Annotated in this window: 15 protein-coding genes and 2 pseudogenes; 13 read left to right on the top strand and 4 right to left on the bottom strand. The window is 62.8% G+C overall.

The window, feature by feature from the left end; all coding sequences use genetic code 11:
• Positions 1-421 precede the first annotated feature (421 nt).
• The gene (locus tag AC0L28_RS30455) at positions 422-1,516 is read right to left on the bottom strand and encodes a hypothetical protein (protein WP_473481956.1); all 1,095 of its coding nucleotides are present in this window, start codon (positions 1,514-1,516) and stop codon (positions 422-424) included.
• Between the two features lie 653 nt (positions 1,517-2,169).
• On the opposite strand from AC0L28_RS30455, the gene AC0L28_RS30450 reads away from it, so the two are divergent.
• The 9 genes and pseudogenes from AC0L28_RS30450 to AC0L28_RS30410 all read left to right on the top strand — a co-directional run bounded on the left by AC0L28_RS30450 (position 2,170) and on the right by AC0L28_RS30410 (position 13,768).
• Positions 2,170-2,352, top strand: a complete 183-nt coding sequence (locus AC0L28_RS30450) for a hypothetical protein (protein ID WP_473481954.1) — start codon at positions 2,170-2,172, stop codon at positions 2,350-2,352.
• A 216-nt stretch (positions 2,353-2,568) separates the two neighbouring features.
• The gene (locus AC0L28_RS30445; protein ID WP_473481952.1) at positions 2,569-3,492 is read left to right on the top strand and encodes a DUF3991 and toprim domain-containing protein; all 924 of its coding nucleotides are present in this window, start codon (positions 2,569-2,571) and stop codon (positions 3,490-3,492) included.
• 182 nt (positions 3,493-3,674) lie between these two features.
• Positions 3,675-4,277 (top strand): DUF1419 domain-containing protein, encoded by a 603-nt coding sequence (locus AC0L28_RS30440; protein ID WP_473481950.1) that lies wholly within the window; start codon positions 3,675-3,677, stop codon positions 4,275-4,277.
• 11 nt (positions 4,278-4,288) lie between these two features.
• The gene (locus AC0L28_RS30435) at positions 4,289-4,690 is read left to right on the top strand and encodes a DUF3085 domain-containing protein (protein ID WP_473481948.1); all 402 of its coding nucleotides are present in this window, start codon (positions 4,289-4,291) and stop codon (positions 4,688-4,690) included.
• A gap of 123 nt (positions 4,691-4,813) precedes the next feature.
• The gene (locus AC0L28_RS30430; protein ID WP_473481946.1) at positions 4,814-9,898 is read left to right on the top strand and encodes a lactate dehydrogenase; all 5,085 of its coding nucleotides are present in this window, start codon (positions 4,814-4,816) and stop codon (positions 9,896-9,898) included.
• 433 nt (positions 9,899-10,331) lie between these two features.
• A complete protein-coding gene (locus tag AC0L28_RS30425) occupies positions 10,332-12,035 on the top strand; it encodes a ParB N-terminal domain-containing protein (protein ID WP_473481944.1) in 1,704 nt (567 codons plus the stop codon).
• Positions 12,036-12,128: 93 nt separating this feature from the next.
• Positions 12,129-12,564: pseudogene (locus tag AC0L28_RS30420) on the top strand (hypothetical protein).
• The gene (locus tag AC0L28_RS30415; protein ID WP_473481942.1) at positions 12,561-13,445 is read left to right on the top strand and encodes a DUF7007 domain-containing protein; all 885 of its coding nucleotides are present in this window, start codon (positions 12,561-12,563) and stop codon (positions 13,443-13,445) included. Before AC0L28_RS30420 ends, AC0L28_RS30415 begins: the two are co-directional and overlap by 4 nt.
• A complete protein-coding gene (locus AC0L28_RS30410) occupies positions 13,445-13,768 on the top strand; it encodes a hypothetical protein (protein ID WP_473481940.1) in 324 nt (107 codons plus the stop codon). The genes AC0L28_RS30415 and AC0L28_RS30410 overlap by 1 nt, the downstream gene beginning before the upstream one ends.
• A 13-nt stretch (positions 13,769-13,781) precedes the next feature.
• Here AC0L28_RS30410 and AC0L28_RS30405 read toward each other — a convergent pair.
• Positions 13,782-14,089, bottom strand: a pseudogene (locus AC0L28_RS30405) (alkylphosphonate utilization protein).
• A 344-nt stretch (positions 14,090-14,433) separates the two neighbouring features.
• Between AC0L28_RS30405 and AC0L28_RS30400 the strand changes: the two are divergent.
• The 4 genes from AC0L28_RS30400 to AC0L28_RS30385 all read left to right on the top strand — a co-directional run bounded on the left by AC0L28_RS30400 (position 14,434) and on the right by AC0L28_RS30385 (position 17,691).
• The gene (locus AC0L28_RS30400; RefSeq protein WP_287306406.1) at positions 14,434-14,568 is read left to right on the top strand and encodes a hypothetical protein; all 135 of its coding nucleotides are present in this window, start codon (positions 14,434-14,436) and stop codon (positions 14,566-14,568) included.
• A gap of 26 nt (positions 14,569-14,594) precedes the next feature.
• The gene (locus AC0L28_RS30395; protein ID WP_473481939.1) at positions 14,595-15,182 is read left to right on the top strand and encodes a hypothetical protein; all 588 of its coding nucleotides are present in this window, start codon (positions 14,595-14,597) and stop codon (positions 15,180-15,182) included.
• A 1,049-nt stretch (positions 15,183-16,231) separates the two neighbouring features.
• Positions 16,232-16,807: a ProQ/FINO family protein gene (locus AC0L28_RS30390; RefSeq protein ID WP_473481937.1), complete on the top strand. Its 576-nt coding sequence runs from the start codon at positions 16,232-16,234 to the stop codon at positions 16,805-16,807.
• 377 nt (positions 16,808-17,184) lie between these two features.
• Entirely contained in the window at positions 17,185-17,691 is a 507-nt protein-coding gene (locus AC0L28_RS30385) for a flavin reductase family protein (protein ID WP_473481935.1), read from the top strand.
• A gap of 72 nt (positions 17,692-17,763) precedes the next feature.
• On the opposite strand, the gene AC0L28_RS30380 is transcribed toward AC0L28_RS30385, so the two are convergent.
• On the bottom strand, positions 17,764-18,189 hold the full coding sequence (locus AC0L28_RS30380) for a hypothetical protein (protein ID WP_473481933.1): 426 nt from the start codon (positions 18,187-18,189) through the stop codon (positions 17,764-17,766).
• Between the two features lie 327 nt (positions 18,190-18,516).
• Entirely contained in the window at positions 18,517-20,166 is a 1,650-nt protein-coding gene (locus tag AC0L28_RS30375; protein ID WP_473481987.1) for an MFS transporter, read from the bottom strand.
• Between the last annotated feature and the right edge of the window lie 114 nt (positions 20,167-20,280).

Genomic DNA, 20,280 nt, shown 5'->3' with positions numbered 1-20,280 from the left:
GGAATTCTCCCAGAGTTAATTATTCGTATAAGCGTTTCAAGGAGTTCCGTACGTCGTTTCCAACGAATAGTCGGTGATGCGGCGTCGAATAATCCACATCATTATTGGGAGCGCTGCGAAACGTCTTCCACAACCGACTTAGTTTCGAAGGATTCGTTTAGTAGCTGACCCCGCATGCTTCTGCTTTCATGACATCCGCGCTCAAAGCAGATTGTCCGTATTCCACCCCGGTCCGGCATTTCGGCAGAAGAAATTGGCGTTGGAAGCGGCCATCCAGCATGCCCTGAATGACCGCCCCAATGTCAGATTTCAATTCTTTCAGCCAAGGTCAGCGCATCCTCGACGTCAACACCGGGATAGCGCACGGTGCTCTCGATCTTGGTATGGCCAAGCAGGATCTGTGTAGCGCAGGTTAGCCTGCCTACAGCACTGTCGTGCCACGGATACGCTCCTCAAGCCCGGCCTCGAGCCTGATCACGCAGTCGTAGATCTTGCGCAACTGCTCGCGCCTCGCGTCGAACATGCCTATCTGCGTCATGTCCAGATCATGGATGAGACATTCTAGGCGCCCGATCCAGCGCGCCACATGCGACTGCGTGTCCTTGCGCGCTTCGAGAACCAGATCCTCGAAAACGCCGAACCCGAGCACCGAGAAATGGCGGGTGCCCCCCTTGTCTTCCTTGAGCATCATATCGCCGATCGCGACCTGCCAGTCGCGATAGATATAGGCTTCCTTGATGCCGAAGGTGACCGTGCTCTGCTTCGCGGTCGCCGCGACGAGATTGGCTGGAATGTCGATGCCGGCTTCCCGCCGGATGATCGTGGCGCACCGCTCCGCCAGTTCGACTTGGTCCGAGTCGGAAAGGTCACTTGCGCTGAGCGCTTTCTTCATGGCGAGAAAGTCTGCACGCTCGCCATCGATCAGGCTGGCGATATGGCCCTTCTGGTAAGGGACGATCGTAGAAACGCGCCACAAATTGGACAGCTCGTCGAGCCGCTGCAGCTCGACATGAGTTCCATCCGCAAGCGCCTTTTCGAATGCGGCGATGGCCTGCATTTCGACCGAGGCCGATGCCTGTAGCGGATCGAGATAGCTGCGCTCGCGCCGGATCGCCCGGATCCAGCCCAGGACGGCAGCGATCCGATACAGGGTGCTGATCCGTTTATAGTCGAGGAAGGGAATGTTGGGGGCCTCTGCGAGCAGATAGCGGGCTTGCTTCTGCTCGACGATCTCCTTGAGCCGATGCCTCAGGCTCGTCGCCGCGTCCTTGAGCGGATCCGAATAGAGACGCACCAGATCCTGATGCTGCTTGCTCTCGGCTTCTTTTCTGTCGGCAAGCTCATGGCCGCGCTTCTGCCGCACCAGATAGATTGCCATGACGATGTCGCGAGCGATCAGGCCGACGATCACGCCGGCAAGCGCGAGCAAGGCCGCAATGACCTGCGGAGGCAGCCATAGTCCGGCTCCGGTTGTCACGGCAGCCGCCGCCGTAGAATTCTCAATCGCAACGTTCATGTCCGCGTCATGCCCCCAACACTTGCGTGATAGTCGAGCATGGCGGCGGCAAAGCCGCAAGCGCAAGGACTGTTGTGAATAAGCTCAGTTCCGTAATGATTGATAAGTATCCATTTCCATCGTTCGATCAGTAGCAAGTGCAAACTGAACGAACGTCCGGTTTCGGGCTTAGCGCTTTGCACTTCGAACGGCGAGAAAGGTGCTGCCATTCGCATAGAGAAGGAAGAAGGTCTCCGATGGTCGTCAGGGCTTCCCGTTCAACACCTCGGTGGAAGGTCCGAGAAGTGTCGATATTGTCACCTTCCCAGAGGTCGCAGAGCAGCACAGCTACCAAGCAGCCCGTTCGGGAAAGCCAATGCCGATCGCCGTGTTCGCTCTCTGTTCGTCTTAGCGCGTTCAAGGGAACAGTTCTTGTCCTGACCCTTTAATGTGCGAGCCGATCGGGCGGCCCGCGGGCTCGGCCCGCAGCCCAATCCCGCTCTCTTGAGATGGCTTCCTGGTCCAACTCCGGATCTTCCACGATCAACCCCTTAAGGGGTCCGCTAGCAAGCTGCGGCCGCGCCGGCTTTGCCTTTGCGGTGATCGCGCCCGGAGCCCGACCTTTGAGGAGCCATCGAGCGGGAATTGGCCCGCTCCAAAGACGGAGCCCTCAGATGTCGCAAGATCTTTCCCTCGCCCAAAGCCACGCCTTCGAGCTCGCCCGCACCCTCATGGTCCCTGTCACGCTCTTCCGCTCCGGCGACGAATTAGGCGTCCTGCCGAGCGCCGAACTCGACGACGATGAGGTCGAGACCCTCGCCGAATACGATCCCTTTGGACACGGGCCGGCTCATTGAGCCGGCTTCTCCTCCCGGAGGCGCCACTTGCGAGCTTGCGGCGGCAAGGGAAGCTGCGCCGCGGCTGGCCCGCGGGCAGGCGCGAGGTGCAAAAACACACATTGCCAGCCGCGCCCTTGCCGCCTTTGCTCTTCGCGGCATCCGGAAGGCGTCCCGCAAGGTGCGGGAAAGAAAACCTGAAGGAAGGCGGGCGCCTGCGGCGCACGAAAGAGGGACATGGAACAGGACGAACTCGATGAACTTCGACAAAGGGTGGCCTGCGCGGCCGCGCTGGATCACGCTGGTTACTCGATCGACCTGAAGGAGAGTACCCGACGTGCGGTCAAATACCGGCACGGCGACCAGATCGTCATCGTGATCCATGACGGAAAAGGCTGGTTCGATCCGCTCTCCGACGCGAAGGGGGACGTGTTCTCGCTGATGACCCATCTGCATGGGGTCGGTTTCGCGGAGGCGACGTTGCTGGTCGCCCGGCTGGTCGGCCACGAGCCGCGCGAGCCTGTGTGGAAGAGGCAGGCCCGGAAGCGCGGGCCGGATCTCGGCGTCGCCGAACGCTGGAGCGCCCGCCGCAAGCCTTGGCCGGGATCGATGACATGGCGCTACCTGCGCGACGACCGCCAGCTTCCAGAAGCCGTGATCAGCGCCGCCATCCGTCATGACCTTCTGCGCGAAGGTCCTCGCGGCAGCATGTGGGCCGCTCACAGGGACGGGGAGGGGGTTATGACCGGCTGGGAGGAACGCGGTCCGGAATGGCGCGGTTTCTCGACCGGCGGCGCGAAGGTGCTGTTTCGGTTTGGCCCCTGCGATGCGCTCCGCCTCTGCGTCACCGAGGCCGCGATCGACGCCATGAGCCTCGCCGCGCTCGAGAGCACTCGCCGCGATAGCCTCTATGTCAGTACCGGGGGCGGCTGGGCTCCCGTCACCGATGCGGCTATCCGGCTGCTGGCGGCGCGGAAGGGCCTATTGCTGGTCGCCGGCACGGACAACAACGCGCAGGGCGACACCTACGCGGTTCGCCTCGAAGCGGTCGCCCGCGAGGCTGGCTGCGGCTTTGAACGTCTCCGGCCGGACGAGGAGGACTGGAACGCCGAACTCAAGGCAAGGGTGAAGAACCGGGCAAAGGGAGAAAAGAGGAAGTAAGAAGCCTGGCTGCCGCATGCCCGCCGGCCGCGTCAAGGGTAAAGCTGCGCCCGCTTCGCGGCCCTTGACCCGGCCGGACGGAGAGGCGGCCGCGGAGGAGGGGTCAGGAAGGGCGGAAGAGGATGGCGACATCGAGTGGATGAGCCGCGCTCCAGCCCGACGAGGCTGAAAGGAGCCCACCCATGACCCTCTTGTCCGTCCGCAAGGTTTATCATGGCATCGCCGATCGCCGGCAGATGTTCCGCATGTTCGACCGCCACGCTCAGCGTCCTGATCGGTTCCAGGACGATGCCAGTGCTTTGTACCGCGGCGAATGGTTCGAGATATCAGAGGCCGAGCACGATTACCTGTTCGAGATCCTGCCGCCGCTCTTCATGCGAGGCGAGATGTTCGCGCTGCGTGAGTTTCTCACTGACCGCATCACCAGCATCTTCTACGCCCTGAACATCAATGGCCGCATGCGGTATTTCCACGGCTATTGCGACCTGCTTGAAAAGGGCTCGCCTGAGCGGATGCGCGATGCGATCGTCGAACGCGAAACCCGTCCCGTTCGGGCGATGACCCGCGAGGAGCGCCTGGAGCACATCTGGTCGAGCACCCACGACGACTATCGCGGCTACGCCGGTGAGCGCTGGCCGGAACGCGACCGCGGCAAGCGCACGGTGATGTTTTATGGAAGCCGACAGGGCACCACGCTGAAGCTGCTGGACGACCTTACGGATGCGGAGATCGCGGCGAAGCTGCCGGTGCATTTGCGCTATCTCCCCGACGCGATCGCGGCGTGAGGTGTGAGATGATGTTGACCTTCACCATCATCGCCCTTCGAGAGGTCATCGCTCGCGGCATTGGCGACGCGAAAGCCAATGGCGGGTTCCGCGATCCCCACTTCGGACTGTCCGCCGCCGATAACCGGAAGCCCGGCCTCTGGCTCGTCGGAGACCACGGCGTCTACCTATGCTCCAACGGCGAACTCTCCAAGGGGGCGAAGCCGCTCGTCGCCTACGCCGAGGAATGCGATCCGCGCAGAAACGACGACTGGTTCGAGGTCAAACGCCGGACGTTCGGCGGCGACGACGGCGTGGATTTTCTCGACGCCGAAGGCCTTGAGGCCCTGATCGCAGCCAGTCCCGGCTGCACGCATCTGCGCATCGCGTTCCTGCAGGGTTCGATGCAGCTCTTCGTGATCGAGCGAGATTAGCGATCCGTCGGTGGGCGCCGTCCGGCGGCCGTCCAACATCCCAATCCGCATCCCGCGCACGTCCGGCCGTCTGGAGCCTTCCAGCGGAACGGCGACGTGCGCCCTCATTCAGGAGATCCAGACATGTCGCATGACGATCCTTTCACCATCGATCTTTTCAGCAACACCGCACTTTCCTCCGGCCTCGGCGTGACGGCCTTTGGCGACACTGTCGAGCCCGACGGTGACGACGATCCTGATCCGTCGTCGCCGGCGCCCGCGCTGCCGAGCGCGGCAATCGTGCGGCGACCATCGACCGCCTGCCGGGCGCGCGGGTCGAACTTCCATCTCGCTGGTAGCCGTGGCCTGGCGCGGGGCTGGAAGGAGCGGGCGCGCGACAACATCGCAGCGATCCGGCTCGCCGCCGAGATCGAAGCGGACGAGCGCCCGGCCACGCTCGGGGAGCAGGAGAGGCTGATCCGCTTCACCGGCTTCGGCGCGTCCGACCTTGCCAATGGCGTCTTCCGCCGCCCCGGCGAGATCGGCTTCCGCAAAGGCTGGGACGAAATCGGCTCAGAGCTGGAGGATGCAGTCGGAGAGGTCGACTATGCCTCGCTCGCCCGCTGCACCCAGTATGCCCACTTCACGCCGGAGTTCATCGTCCGCGCGATCTGGTCAGGCCTGCAGCGGCTCGGCTGGCGTGGCGGCCGTGTGCTCGAGCCCGGCATTGGCACGGGCCTGTTTCCGGCGCTGATGCCCGAAGCGCTACGCGATGTGTCACACGTCACCGGGATCGAACTCGATCCGGTCACGGCACGCATCGCCCGGCTGTTGCAGCCGCGCGCGCGTATCGTCACCGGCGATTTCGCCCGCACGGAGCTGCCTGCGAGCTTCGACCTTGCCATCGGCAATCCGCCATTCTCCGATCGCACGGTACGCTCCGACCGGGCCCATCGTTCGCTCGCCCTGCGCCTTCACGACTACTTCATCGCCCGGTCCGTCGACCTGTTGAAGCCGGGCGCGTTCGCCGCCTTCGTCAGCAGCTCCGGCACTTTGGACAAGGCGGGTTCTTGTGCGCGTGAGCATATCGCCAAAACGGCGGACCTGATCGCCGCCATCCGCCTGCCCGAAGGCAGCTTCCGCGCCCACGCCGGCACGGACGTCGTGGTCGACATCCTGTTTTTGCGCAAGCGCAAGGTCACCGAGCCCGAAGGTGATCTCTCCTGGCTCGACATCGAGGAAATCCGCCAGGCGACGGAGGATGAAGGCGCGATCCGCGTGAACCGCTGGTTAGCGCGCCACCCGGATTTCGTGCTCGGCACGCATGCCATTGTCTCGGGGCCTTACGGCCAGGCCTATTCCTGCCTGCCTCATCCCGGTGTCGATCTGGAGCGAGCGCTCACCGCAGCGATCTCCCTCCTTCCGGAAGCCATTTATGACGGCGAGCCGGACGAGATTGATCGTGACGCCGAGGACAGTGCCGACGTCGTCGATGCCCTGCCGGAAGGCCCCAGTGTGCGCGAGGGCAGTTTCTTCGTCGCGAAAAAGACCGCCCTTGCGCAGATGATCGATGGCGCTGCTGTGAGCATCACCATCCGCAAGGGCCGCACCGCCGAAGGCATTCCCGAAAAGCACGCGCGTATCATCCGCAAATTCATCCCCATCCGTGATGCTGTGCGTGAAGTCCTGAAGGCCCAGGAGCTCAACCGGCCGTGGAAGCCGGCCCAAGTCAAGCTGCGCATCGCCTGGTCGAATTTTGTGCGCGACTTCGGGCCCATCAACTTCACTACCGTGTCGGTAAGTGAGGATGCCGAAACCGGTGAAGTGCGCGAAACACATCGCCGCCCCAACCTGCAACCGTTTCTGGACGATCCCGATTGCTGGCTGGTCGCTTCTATCGAAGACTACGATCTCGAGACCAATACCGCCCGGCCGGGTCCGATTTTCACCGAGCGCGTCATCGCGCCGCCCGCAGCACCCATCATCACAAGTGCTGCCGATGCGCTTGCCGTCGTGCTCAACGAACGCGGTCATGTTGACATCGATCACATCGCCGAATTGCTGCATGAGAATGTCGATGACGTCATAGGCGAGCTGAGAGACGCCATCTACCGCAATCCGGAGACCGGTTCGTGGCAAACGGCCGACGCCTATCTCTCCGGTCAGGTCCGCGACAAGTTGAAGGTCGCGGAAGCCGCAGCCGCGCTCGATTTCGCCTATGAGCGGAACGTCACGGCGCTGCAGGGCGTGCAGCCGGCCGATCTTCGTCCCTCGGATATCACCGCACGTCTCGGCGCGCCATGGATTCCAGCCGCCGACGTCGTCGCCTTCGTCAAGGAGACGATGGGTGCCGAGATCAGGATCCACCACATGCCGGAACTGGCGTCGTGGACCGTAGAGGCGCGGCAATTGGGATGGATGGCGGCCGGCACGTCCGAATGGGGCACCGATCGCCGTCATGCCGGCGAGCTCATAGCCGACGCGCTGAACAGCCGGGTGCCGCAGATCTTCGACACGGCGAAGGAGGGCCATGCTGAAAAGCGCGTGCTCAATGTTGTGGACACGGAAGCCGCCAAGGAAAAGCTGCAGAAGATCAAGACGGCTTTCCAGAACTGGATCTGGTCCGATCCCGACCGGACCGACCGGCTGGCGCGGGTCTATAACGACCGCTTCAACAACCTCGCCCCCCGAAGATTCAACGGGGATCACCTGCAACTTCCAGGCGCCTCAGGCGCCTTTTCTCTTTATGGGCACCAAAAGCGCGGCATCTGGCGCATCGTCTCGGCCGGCTCGACCTACCTTGCCCATGCCGTCGGCGCTGGCAAGACCATGACGATTGCCGCGGGCGTCATGGAGCAGCGCCGGCTTGGCCTGATCGCCAAGGCCATGCTGGTCGTTCCCGGCCATTGCCTTGCACAGGCGGCCCGCGAATTTCTGGCGCTCTATCCGACCGCGCGGATCCTCGTGGCCGACGAGACGAATTTTTCTTTAGCCAAGCGGCATAGATTCCTGTCACGGGCGGCGACCGCCGCCTGGGACGCGATCATCATCACCCACAGCGCCTTCCGCTTCATCGGCGTGCCGTCGGCATTCGAGCAACAGATGATCCAGGACGAGCTCGAGCTCTACGAGACGCTGCTGACCAAGGCCGAGAGCGACGATCGCGTCTCGCGCAAGCGCCTCGAGCGGCTGAAGGAGGGACTCAAGGAACGGCTGGAGGCGCTGGCGACCCGCAAGGACAACCTGCTGACCATCTCCGAGATCGGCGTCGACCAGATCATCGTCGATGAAGCCCAGGAGTTCAGGAAGCTCAGCTTCGCCACCAACATGTCGACGCTCAAGGGCGTCGATCCGAACGGCTCGCAGCGGGCCTGGGACCTTTATGTCAAGTCCCGGTTCGTGGAGACGAAGAATCCGGGCCGGGCGCTCGTGCTGGCTTCCGGCACGCCGATCACCAATACGTTTGGCGAGATGTTCTCGGTGCAGCGCTATCTCGGTTACGAGGCGCTGCTTCAGCGCGGCCTGCACGAGTTCGACGCCTGGGCTTCGACCTTCGGCGACGTCACGACCGAACTCGAATTGCAGCCATCCGGCAAATACAAGCCGGTGACGCGCTTCGCCACCTTCGTCAACGTGCCGGAGCTGATCGCAATGTTCCGCTCCTTCGCGGATGTGGTGATGCCGGAAGACCTTCGGGCATATGTGAAGGTGCCGGCGCTTTCGACCGGCGTACGTCAGATCATCACCGCCAAGCCGTCTGCGGCCTTCAAGCGCTACCAGAGGGTGCTCCACGCCCGCATCAAGGCCATCGAGGAGCGCGACCGTCCGGCAGAACCTGGTGACGACATCCTGCTCTCGGTCATCACCGATGGCCGGCACGCTGCTATCGACCTGCGCCTGGTCGATCCGGACGATGACAATGAGCCGGACAACAAGCTCAACGCTCTGATCCGCAATGCCTTCAGCATCTGGCAGGAAACAGCGGAAAGCAGCTATATCCGCTCCGACGGCAAGCCGTTCGAGCTTCCGGGCGCAGCGCAGATGATCTTCTCCGATCTCGGCACGATCGGCGTCGAGAAAACCAGAGGCTTCTCGGCCTATCGTTGGATTCGCGACGAGCTGGTCCGCATGGGCGTTCCACCCTGCGAGATCGCCTTCATGCAGGATTTCAAGAAGTCGGAGGCCAAGCAGCGCCTGTTCGGTGATGTGCGCGCTGGAAAAATCCGGTTCCTGATCGGCTCCTCCGACACAATGGGCACCGGCGTCAACGCGCAGCTCCGCCTCAAGGCGCTGCATCATCTCGACGTGCCGTGGCTTCCCTCCCAGATCGAGCAGCGCGAAGGCCGTATCCTGCGGCAGGGCAACCAGCACGATGTCATCGATATCTTCGCCTACGCCACAGAAGGTTCGATGGACGCCCAGATGTGGCAGAACAACGAGCGCAAGGCCCGGTTCATCGCGGCCGCCCTTTCCGGAGACACGTCCATCCGGCGGTTGGAGGATATGGGTGAGGGGCAGGCCAACCAGTTCGCGATGGCCAAGGCGATCGCCTCGGGCGATCCGCGCCTGATGCAGAAGGCAGGTCTGGAGGCAGACATTGCCCGTCTGGAGCGTCTTCGCGCGGCCCACATTGATGATGAGCATGCCGTTCGACGGCAGATCCGCGATGCCGAGCGCGATATCGAATACTCGACCCGGCGCCTCGGCGAGGTCGGGAAGGATAGCGAGCGCCTCGTGCCGACCACCGGCGATGGGTTCAGCATGGTGGTCGGGGGCGACGCGTTCACGGAGCGCAAACTCGCCGGTCGTGCGCTGATGAAGGAAATCCTGACTCTCGTGCAGCTTCAGCAGCAAGGCGAAACCACTATCGCCTCCATCGGCGGGTTCGATTTCGAATATTCCGGCGAGCGGTTCGGCAAGGACGGCTACCGCTATGCCACCATGCTGATGCGCACCGGCGCCGATTATGAAATCGAGCTCCCCGTCACCACCTCGCCGCTTGGCGCCATCGCCCGGCTCGAGCATGCCTTGGCCGGCTTCGAGGGCGAGCAGGAACGATATCGCCAGCGTCTTGAGGATGCCGAGCGCAGGCTCACCTCCTATCGCTCGCGTGAGGGTGGCGAATTCGGATTCGCTGGTGAACTGGCCGAGAAGCGCCGACAGCTTGCGGAAATCGAAACCGATCTTGCGTCTTCGATTGATGACCAGGATCAGCGTGCAGCCGCATAGCAGGCTCAACACTGCTGCCGGTCAATGTGTCAGGCACTGACCGGCGGCAAAGGTTCAAGGTGGCTCGGGTGCAGACGATACAGGAGGCGCGCCGATATCCGGTCAAGCCGCGATACAAATCGTGGCGGAGTCCCGTCTCGGATCGTTCGGTTCTGGATCCACGTCGCAGGAAGGGAGCAAGGAAAACGGAGGAAGAATAGAGCTCGCTCGCAGATCGGGCGGGCCGCTGACGCTGGGGCTCAACCGCGCCGCTCGCGATCCCGGCCGATCGCTCTGCGCAGGGCTCAAGAGCCCCGCTTGATCTGCCCGGCAGGGATGCTCGGCCGCAGTTGCACCTGCCCGTCCGCTCCGCGGGCCGGGGATGTCTTCGGGAAGAAGACGAGGAAGGACCCGCGAACGGCGGTGTCCGCAAACCCCTTGAAGGAGCATCTCCATGGAACTGAAGTTTGTCGATCCGCGTGCGCTGAAGGACAACCCTGACAAGGCGCGACGCTCGAAGTCCAGCCCGCAGGCCGACGCGCTGCTGCTGGCTACCATTCGCGCCGTCGGCATCGTGCAGCCACCTGTCGTGGCGCCGGAAGCGGATGGCGGCAACGGCTATGTCATCGATGCCGGACATCGTCGTGTGAGGCAGGCGATTGCCGCGGGTTTGGAAGAGATCGCCGTGCTGGTGATCGATCGCGCCGAGGATGGTGGTGCAATGCGGTCGCTGGCCGAGACGCTGGCGCATGAGCAGCTCAATCCTGTCGACCAATGGCGCGCGATCGAACGGCTGGTCGCGCTCGGCTGGACCGAGGAAGCGATCGCCCTCGCTTTAGCGCTTCCCGTCCGCCAGATCAGGAAGCTGCGCCTGCTCGCCAACGTTCTGCCGGCCATGTTGGACCAGATGGCCAAGGGCGACATGCCCAACGAGCAGCAGTTGCGCACCATCGCATCGGCTTCGCTTGATGAGCAGAAGGAGATCTGGAAGAAGCACAAGCCGTCCAAGGCCGATCCTCAGGTGTCGTGGTGGAGCGTGGCGCAGGGCCTGACGAAGCGCCGCATGCACGCGCGCGACGCCAGCTTTGGTGACGATCTCGCTCACGCCTACGGCATTGCCTGGGTCGAGGACCTGTTCGCGCCGGCCGATGCGGACAGCCGCTATACGACCGATGTCGAGGCCTTCCTTGGCGCGCAGCAGGAGTGGATGGCAAACACTCTGCCCAAGCGCGGCGTGATCGTGGAAGCCGGTCAGTGGGGCGAGCCGAAGCTGCCGCCCAAGGCCGAGCGTGTGTACGGCAAGCCGTCGAAGTCCGATCACACCGCCATGTATCTCGACCGCGACGGCAAGGTGCAGTCGCTCGCGTACCGCATGCCGGCGGCCAAAAAGCCCAAGGGCAAGAATGGCGCTGATGTTGAGGCCGATGGCGATGATATCGTCATTGCGGCAAAGCCGCGTCCGGACGTGACGCGCAAAGGCATAGAGATGATCGGCGATCTGCGTACCGACGCGCTGCACGAGGCGCTGTCGCGCGCACCGATCGGGGACGACACGCTGATGGCGCTGCTCGTACTCGCCTTCGCCGGCCAGAATGTCACAGTGGCATCTGGTGCCCGCGACATCTCCTGTTACGGGGCCGCAGGCCTCGGCGAACATGCCACGCGCCTGTTCGACCAGGAGGGCAGGCTCGCGTTCGACATGGACACGCTGCGCATTGCCGTGCGGTCCTTGCTGATCGACGTTCTGTCCTGCAGGGAGAATCGCTCGGACAGCGGCGTTGTCGCCCGTGTCGCCGGCGACGTCATCGCCGCCGACAACTTCTTAGCCAACATGGGGACGGAGGACTTCCTGTCATGCCTGTCGCGGCAGGCATTGGAAGCCGCCTGCGCCGATACATCCGTCCTGCCCCGTCAGAAGGTCAAGGACACCCGTGCGGCCCTGGTCGAGCATTTCAAGGAGGGCCGCTTCGTCCACCCGTCGGCGCTGTTTGCGCCCGCCCCGGAAAAGCTGACCTCCTGGCTGAAGATGAACGAGGCCAGGCAACAGCCTGAGGACGACGGCACGCCGGACGAGCTCGACGGCGATGCGCTCGTCGAGTCGCCGCACGGCTGTGCCGGCGACGATGACGCTGAAGGCTTCCGCGAGGCCGCCGAGTAGCAGCGCGCGCCTTCTTCCTTCCGATCGCATTACCGCCGCCGGTGACCTCACCGGCGGCGGTTTCGTTTTCACCCTAAACACCGGAGACCCATCATGTCGGCTCAATTGATCTATGACCTTGTTCCACTCGGTTCGATCGTAACTTATCGCGATGGAACACCACGCCCGCCCGAACGACATCGCTACAAGCTCGCCGCCTGGGAAATTCGCGTCGGCAACACCACGTTGCCGGCGTCCATTACCTTGCATAAGGGTGACTATGGCAGTCAGGGCACCATCGTCCTGCGCGTTCACCAAAGCTTTTCGGTGAACAGCGATCTCAACTTCGCGGTCAAGGAGCGGCCCGCTATCGGCTCGGTTCTGGTGCTCGACCGCGACGGCGAAGACGCCGAACTGGTCTATCTCGCCAGCCATCGTGCGGATGCCGAGGAATGGCTGACGCAGCACGGCTTTCCGCGAGCCGTTCTGCAAGAGATCACGGCCGATGCCGTGGGCCGCGGATACGGTCGAGGGGAGGGCGGCGGCATGAGCGCGGCCAGTCCCCGGATACGAGACGACGAGGCCTCTGGTTATCCGGGGGTTTGTTTTGGCCGCAGCGCCGACAGCTATCCCGTTGCGCTTGTCAGTGAAACGGCATTCGCCATGGTTCCGGCCCGGAACGGCCGGCACTATCTTGTCACGGGCTGGCGTATCCGCCGGCCCATGGCCGAATGGACGCGCAGCGATTTCTACGGCCATGCGGGCGAGCTTGCCGACGAGGCGGCGTTTCGCGCGCATGTCGAGGAGAACGCTCTCCACCAGCAGCAGCGCTCAGCTCTCGGCCGTCGCGAGATCCACTCCCGCGCCCACACGCCATGGGGAACGTCGCAGGGAGCGACTGTCTATGCCGAGGGCGTCGTGGCTCACTCAACGGCAGGCCATGGCGGGTTCCATCTGTCGGCGGAGCGAAATCGCAAAGTCCATGACATGCTCCGTGCCGATGGCGGCTGGTATGAAGAGGACTGCCATTGGGCGGCCGTCGCCCAAGCCTTCCCGCAGCTCTTCACGGACTTCGAGAAGGCTTGTGCGGAAAAGACGATCCGCGACTGGTATCCGGACGCCTGGGAGGCGATCCACGGGAGGGTGCTCGAACCCGGCCTATCTGCGAAAAAGGACGAGCGGGCATTTTTCGAGAAGCACACCGATGACTGGGTCGTGGTGTCGGCGATCCGTTCCGAGAACCAGGCGGGCTTCACCGAGGTTATCGCGACCCCCGGCGGCAAGCGTGGACCGGGCACGGAGGACCGTCGCTTTCTCGTTCCGACCGACGAATACCATGCCGGCCGCTTTGGATTCGTCATCGATGTTGCGCGCCATCGTGTCTATGGCGGGCCACCGAGCTTCATGGATTGGCAGGGGAGGGACACATAATGTCTGTCCCCGATCGCCGCGCGCAACTCTTTCGCATGGAAGAGGCACGGCGCCAGACACAGCGCCAGCTTGATATGATCGACCGGCAGATCATAAGGCGGATGACGGCAATTATTCCGCGGCTCAAGCCCCAGCATACCGGCCACCGGCGCCTAAAACCTGCCGATGCCAGGACCTTTCTGGAACGGTATCGATCGAACCTTGCCGCGATCACACAGGAAAGGCAGCACGAGATCGATGCGCTATCTCGCAAACTGGCAAGGCAGGACGCTGCGATCGCAGCACTGCGTGACAGAATCCCGCCGGACCTGCTGCGCGCCTGATACTGGTGTCTGCTCAGCGCCTGCGTACGAATTCGGTTCGCAACACCAGCCCCTTGATCACATCATGCCGGCAGTCGATTTCGTCGGGATTGTCGGTGAGGCGGATCGACTTGATCACCGTGCCTGCTTCAGGCTCTGCCCAGCGCCTTTGACCTCGAGGTCCTTGACGAGGGCGACGGAGTCGCCGTCGGCCAGCACCTTGCCGGCGGCATCGCGCACTTCGGTGCTTCCGGCAGTAGCTGCAATGGCAGCCATCTCCGACGCTGGTCGCCATTCCCCTGTCGCGTCGTCATAGACGTAGTCGTCGTTCTGATCTGTCATTGCCGCGGGATTGAATACAGGTGCGTTGTCAGTTCGACGTGGGAGCAGGCCAAAGATCTGATCCGCAGCGGCGGACCGGCGCACTTTTTCCGATTCCGGCAGCAGCCGAAGTTCAAACGCCGTCCTCGCGCAGCCTGGCGGGCAGGCGGATCGTGTGGCGGCGGGAATCAAACAGTTGATTTCCTCCCGCATGCCAATGTCCGAATTCATCCCTTGCCGGTCTTTCCGGCGGGTTTGCTGCGGTCTGAACCGGCGGCTGGTCCCTTCAAGGCCGCTATCGCGCCGCGGAGCGGCCGGAACCCGCCGATCTCGGCAAGGCAGGCCCGCGTCGTGCGCAGGGACCAGTGAAGGACTGGCCCCCGCTTTTCCGCAAGCCGACCTCGCTCGCCTGGCTGGTTCCGGACCCTGAAGCGTCCAGCTTCCGCCGGTTCCTTTCGACCGCACCCGCAGGGAAGACCGGCAAGGGCCGGATCACCTGAAGGGCATCGCTAGAAAGGAAAGCTCAATGTCCAGTTCAACCCGCTCCACCAGGACCAAGGCCCGCGTCGTCCAGCTCCGCAAGGGCACGACCCTCGAAATGGTCCGGCTCTGCTGCCCGGACGGCCACCAGGCCACGCTCATCTCTGAAAGCTTCGGCCTTCCCGTCCTCGACAGCGACGGCATCCGTGAATTCCATGAGCGCAGCCTGATCGAAAGCGCCGACACGCTTTCCGAGGGACTCTCCGACAAGGCGATGCAGATCCATTTGCAGAGGATCGTCGGGTCCCATGTCGGCTCCGCCTATGGAGCAGGCCAGTTCTACTCGAAAGCCGTCACCGAGGCCAAGGACGCCACAGCCAGGCTCGCCAATGACACCCGCGACGAGGACCTCGACGGTCCAGTCGGCTTCGACAGCAAGGCCCAGCGCAAGCGCGAGTTCGCCGCCGACATGGGCCTCCAAGCCCACGCGTTGCGCATGGCGGCCGAGGGCGCCGTCGCCGCCTACGAGCACATCGTTGGTGAAAGCTGGAAGCCTTACGAACGCCAGGTTGAGAACCCTGGCCAGACAGTCAACCGGCAGGCGGCCGACCTTCAGATGGCGGCGCTCGGCTAACTGCCACCGGGCGGAGCTTCCGCTTCGCCCGATCTTCCTCGGTCGGCATAGTGTTCGATAGGGTAAACCGGCCTCAGCAACCGTGCGAGCGCCAATCCTGGAAGCCGCAGCTTCTCCGACACTTGCGGGCTATCTTCCTTGCCTTCTGCCCCGACAGGCTGCGCTATCGGCAGAGCGCTACACAGGAAGGGAGCGATACCCAAATCTTGAGTTCTTCGCGCGTCGGTTCTTCCTGCACAGGGAAGATGTCATAATTCTTCCGGCTCCGGGTGAGGCGCGCACGGGGCGGATTCACTGGGCTGAGCTGTGAGGGAAGGTGCTCGCGCGCCCGCCCCCAAAGGAGGAGGAGTCCTGGATCGATAATGAAACACCCGAGTTGGCCGAGGTCACGCCTTACGACGTGGCGCACTTTCAGACTTACGCCGTCCTGCTGATGTCGGAGGCGATGGGCCTCGACTGGCACAAGGTGGCACGAGCCATCTTGAACATTGACGCAGAGCGCCAGCCGGAACGGGCACGTCGGGCTTGGACATCCCACCTGGCGCGGGCGCGGTGGCTAGCGACGAGCGGCTGCGGGCAGCTTCAGAGCGATCGGTTGCAATAGCCGCCGCCGTACGCATGACCAAGCCAGCCGTTGCCAAAGGCGAACATGGAACTTTTTGAGCGGCGGCGTGTCGAAGCTGCAACCTTTTTTCGTTCATACGCTGATCGAGTACTAGATCGACACGTTCAGGACGGCTTGGCAACATCAGGATGTAAGGTTCGTTACGCTGCTCAACGCCGTCCTTGTGATGGCGTTGAGCAGAAGGCGAGCTCCAGACCTTAGGCGTTAGCCTAGCGTTTCGCGGCTGGCTTCTTGATTGGAATTGACTTCTCTTCCCATGCCAAGTTGCCGCCGATTACTCGGCGCAGCCGTCCTTTGCCAAACGTCATGACCGACAGTTCTTGCCCGTTCGGAAGGTTGGTCGTCCGATTGATCGTTTCCGTTCCTCAGAAGTCGCGAGGAGATTGGGAGGGCAACGGTATTCATCTAGAAGCTAGGATGCGCTTTGCCCCTGCCGGACGAATCCCCATTTTTTGAGGCGTCCACAATCATTGCATATATGGGTGCTACGGAGGGTCCGAACTGGGAAACAAAACAAATCGGGCCAGGCTTGATCATGACGACCCCCGGCCGAGGGAAATCGCCCGCACAGCTTTTCCGGCGTCTATCGGCAAAGTGGCCTGCGGCGTTCGATCCGAAAGCGCCCAAGCCGCTTAGGATCGGCATCCATCATGACATTCGCGTGCTGGACGGCGAACTGTCAGATGATGAATTGAGGAGAGCCCTGCGCGCCTATACCAGCATGCCCAGGTACTTGGCGAGACTGAATGCTGGCGCTGTGCGGGTCGATCTTGATGGCGAGCCGGCCGGCGAGGTATCGGATGCGGAGGCGGCGAGCGCCAAGGCTTTGCTGTGCGCCCGCAAGAACAAGGAAGAGACCAAGAAAACGCCGGAGCCAAGGGCGCCTGATGCCCCGCCCCAACCTAAGCCGAAGCAAACGGCCGTGTTCAACGCGAAGAATACGGCTGGAATAGTCGTTGAGACGAAGCGTCGCCGGTCTTTCCGAAAGCCGATGGCTTGAGCGCCACAGATCTTCCCAAGACTCATGGGCTTCCGAGTAATAGCCATGATGAAGAGGTCGATGCCCCAGAGGAACATCTCCGAGTCAAACGATGCCTCTTCAACCGGGATTGCCTCGCTATGGTAGCTGTGTCCTGCCGGATGGCGCACGGGGTGCGGCTGCCTACCTGTGGAAGATACGCGTGGGAGGGAAAGCTCTTTTCCGGAAGGCGTTTGCCCCTCGTCCGCACCAACCGGCAGCGTCGGCGAATTGATGGGGATTCCCGAGGTCACCGCGCATGCCGAACGCATCGCCGAGGAAATTCACCGATGGCTAGGATACCAGGCGGCGTCGCCTCGTAAGGTATCGTAAAGGTGTAATTAGCAGGAGCTATCCAGATGACACTGATCGAACGCGTTCCCCTCATTGAAACCGGTGTCTCTCTGAAAGCTGCCATGCGGCACCTGGCCGGAGCCGTGTCCGTGGTTACCGCAGGGGTTGCCGACGGACGGATTGGCGCAACGGTTACCACCGCCCATTCCTTGTCCGTCGAACCCGAGGTGATGGTGGTCAGCATAAACATGAACTCGTCAACGTGGGCAGCCATTAACCAGCATCGGCATTTCTGCGTCAACGTGCTTCGAGCCGACCAGATGGCGATCGCCGAACGGTTCGCCGGACGCGGTGGCCTGAAGGGTTCGGCTCGTTACGAAGGAGCCAGTTGGTCTGCTCTGGCGACCGGCGCACTGGCACTTGAAGACGCGCTCGCCGCGGTCGATTGCACAGTCGAGGACACGATTGTGCGCCACAGCCACGCGCTCGTCCTCGGCAGCGTCCGGAATGTGATCAGCGGAGAGCCGGGTCCGGCTCTGATCTATCATCATGGCGCTTACGGATCGTCTTGAGCGAGCGGTACGCCAGTGAGTGGGCCGCAGCCACGCGCTTTTATTCTCCTTCTGGCCCGTTGAACAGTCAGCCTACCGCTCGGCCCGGCTCTGGCGCAGCGCCCACGGCAGGCGCCGCTTCCATCGTTCACCGCGCGGCAGAGGAACATCTTTCTGCCACCGCTTCTTGCGGCGAGTTCGTCGGTCTCCAGTCGGTGCGTGCGATGCATCCGGAACCGGCGCTTTCTCGATCGTTGGCGGCTCAGGAGGCGATGCGTCGGGCATGGTCATCTCCTTGGCCTGGGATACTTCTTCAGAGGTGGTGAACACGGGCTGGGAAAGATTTTCGCCAGGACCAATCGGCTGCCGCGTCGCCTCAGCGACCGCACCTTTCGTGTTCGCTTTCGCGACATCGTTCGCGATGGCTGCCAGGTCGATGCCGGCCCAGATCGACTCTGGCCGCTTTACGAGGCCACGCTTCTGTCTGATCTCGACGACAAAGGGTCGCTGCTGCTTCATAGTGCTCTCGGCGGACTTGGGGGATTGCGAACGTCGTCTAAGCCCATCGCGCGCCGTCGTCCACCCGCCCCCACGCATTTTCCACATCAAGCCAGCACCCTCATGGTGTCCGCTTCCGGCACGCTGTAGAAGCCAGGTCCTGACCGGATGAAACTGGTCTTTGGCTTCTGTCGCGGACACAGGATATTGCGTACCCACTCGCGCGAGACAGCCTGTTGTACATCTGCGCCGCTGACCATCGAATCCCGGTGGTTGTTCCGCGTTCGCCACGACCATTAGCAGTACCAACATTAGCAATCGCTGGTGCCTAGACGTGACGGTCAGGCTTCAATGACGGGGAAGTGGGAGGATTGCGCGTTTACGAGGCGGGCTGGTCGGCCGCTCAATCGAAAGCGTCATTTGACGCTCTGCCTCTCCCGCCTGCAACTGGGAGACACGCTCGTCCAGTTCCTTGTCTACTTCCGTGAGACGATGGTTGAGGCGAAGGTAGTCCGTCCAGGTCGGCGTGCGGAATGACTCTGTCCATTGCATGGGCTTCTGCAGGTTGCGCTGAAGCGTCCAGTTCCGAGCACCGACGCGGCGGTGGATATGCCTGCGCTGCCGCATGAGCTCGAGGAAGGCCTCGACATTTCTCTCGGCTATCAGATATTCGACCTTGACCACGATAGGACCGCTTCTCGGCTTCAAATTGAGAGCGACAGCTGGGGCGTCGAATTCCTCCAAAGGATCGGGCTCGGACTCGCGGCGCTCGCGCAAAGGAAACAGCACGCCAGCTGCGGCGACGAGCAGCAGCGCTCCAGCGGAACCCTCCAGCGCCCACGTCAGGGAATGGCTTTGGGAGACCGTGCCCCATACCCAGCTGCCGGCCGCGATGCCGCCATCTATCAATGCATAGTAGATCGAAATCGTGCGCCCCACGACCCAGCGCGGGCTCGCCAGCTGCACGCTCACGCCAACCCCGGACCAGGCGGTGACCCAGCCGGCGCCGCCCAAGGCGAGCGCAAGTGCGGCCACCGCAATCGAAGAGGTCAGTGCAAGGGAGAGGGAGCAGGCCGCGCAGGCGACGCACGCGAGCTTCATCAGACGTTCTTGCGACAAGCTCCGTCTGAATGTGCCGTTGGAGATGCCGGCGAAGACGGCGCCCGTCCCGAAGCCTGCCATGAGCGTGCCATAGGCGAGCGGTCCGCCTCCCAGATGATCGCGGACAACCAGCGGCAGGAGTGCGAGAATGGCGATGCTTGCCAGGCCAAAGAGGGTTCCGCGCGCGATCGCGGCCTTGATTTCCGAAGACATCGCCGTGAAGCGCAGCCCGTCATAGATCGCCGTCCTCATCGACTCGCGCGGGAGAGGCGAAGAGCGAACCTTCCACTTGCAGCGCCATATCGTGCCCAAAGGGACCAGATAAGTGAGGGTGGTCACGGTAAAAGCTGCCAAAAGCCCAAACGAGGCAACCACGATGCCGCCGAGCGCCGGGCCCACGGTCCGGACCGTGTTGAAGCCGACGGAGAGCAGGGTCACGGCAGCCGGGACATCGCGGCGGTCGACGATATCGCCAACCGAGGCCTGCCAGGCGGGATCGTGAACAGCACCCCCGCATGCGATCAGGAAGCTGAAGCCGAGGATCATCCACGGACTGACAAAGCCCAGCGCCACAACAGCGGTCAGCATCGCAGATCCTATCACCATCAGGCACCGGCCGGCGAACATGACCCTGCGACGGCTGAAATTGTCGGCGAGAGCCCCGGCGAACACGGACAAAATGAAAGCGGGCAGGTTCGATGACGCCTGGACCAGCGCAACCATCAGATCGGAAGTCGAGATCGTTGCCATCAGCCAGCTGATGGCGACGGTCTGCATCAACCAGCCGAGAGAAGAGACCTGGGTGGCGAGCCAGATCGAACGAAAGGTCGGCTGCAGGAGGGGCGCAAACGTCTTTGGTGCAGCCAAATCTTCAACTGATCCAGCCACTCTACTCATTTTTTGCGAGCCTTTGCTTTCCGTTATCGGCCGTCTCGCATGTAATCTCGACTGAACCGTGGCGGCTGGCAAAACTGAGAGAAACTCTTTTGTCTCCGACGAATGCGGCCACAG

It is taken from the genome of Mesorhizobium sp. WSM4847, assembly GCF_055811335.1.
This window is presented reverse-complemented; position numbering and strand designations above follow the sequence as displayed.

Bases quoted from the DNA above. Each gene is read 5' to 3' on its own strand.
- AC0L28_RS30385 (WP_473481935.1), top strand. From the start codon at position 17,185: ATGACACTGATCGAACGCGTTCCCCTCATTGAAACCGGTGTCTCTCTG.
- AC0L28_RS30445 (WP_473481952.1), top strand. From the start codon at position 2,569: ATGGAACAGGACGAACTCGATGAACTTCGACAAAGGGTGGCCTGCGCG.
- AC0L28_RS30440 (WP_473481950.1), top strand. From the start codon at position 3,675: ATGACCCTCTTGTCCGTCCGCAAGGTTTATCATGGCATCGCCGATCGC.
- AC0L28_RS30450 (WP_473481954.1), top strand. From the start codon at position 2,170: ATGTCGCAAGATCTTTCCCTCGCCCAAAGCCACGCCTTCGAGCTCGCC.
- AC0L28_RS30430 (WP_473481946.1), top strand. From the start codon at position 4,814: ATGTCGCATGACGATCCTTTCACCATCGATCTTTTCAGCAACACCGCA.
- AC0L28_RS30455 (WP_473481956.1), bottom strand. From the start codon at position 1,516: ATGAACGTTGCGATTGAGAATTCTACGGCGGCGGCTGCCGTGACAACC.
- AC0L28_RS30425 (WP_473481944.1), top strand. From the start codon at position 10,332: ATGGAACTGAAGTTTGTCGATCCGCGTGCGCTGAAGGACAACCCTGAC.
- AC0L28_RS30415 (WP_473481942.1), top strand. From the start codon at position 12,561: ATGAGCGCGGCCAGTCCCCGGATACGAGACGACGAGGCCTCTGGTTAT.
- AC0L28_RS30410 (WP_473481940.1), top strand. From the start codon at position 13,445: ATGTCTGTCCCCGATCGCCGCGCGCAACTCTTTCGCATGGAAGAGGCA.
- AC0L28_RS30380 (WP_473481933.1), bottom strand. From the start codon at position 18,189: ATGAAGCAGCAGCGACCCTTTGTCGTCGAGATCAGACAGAAGCGTGGC.
- AC0L28_RS30375 (WP_473481987.1), bottom strand. From the start codon at position 20,166: ATGAGTAGAGTGGCTGGATCAGTTGAAGATTTGGCTGCACCAAAGACG.
- AC0L28_RS30435 (WP_473481948.1), top strand. From the start codon at position 4,289: ATGTTGACCTTCACCATCATCGCCCTTCGAGAGGTCATCGCTCGCGGC.
- AC0L28_RS30395 (WP_473481939.1), top strand. From the start codon at position 14,595: ATGTCCAGTTCAACCCGCTCCACCAGGACCAAGGCCCGCGTCGTCCAG.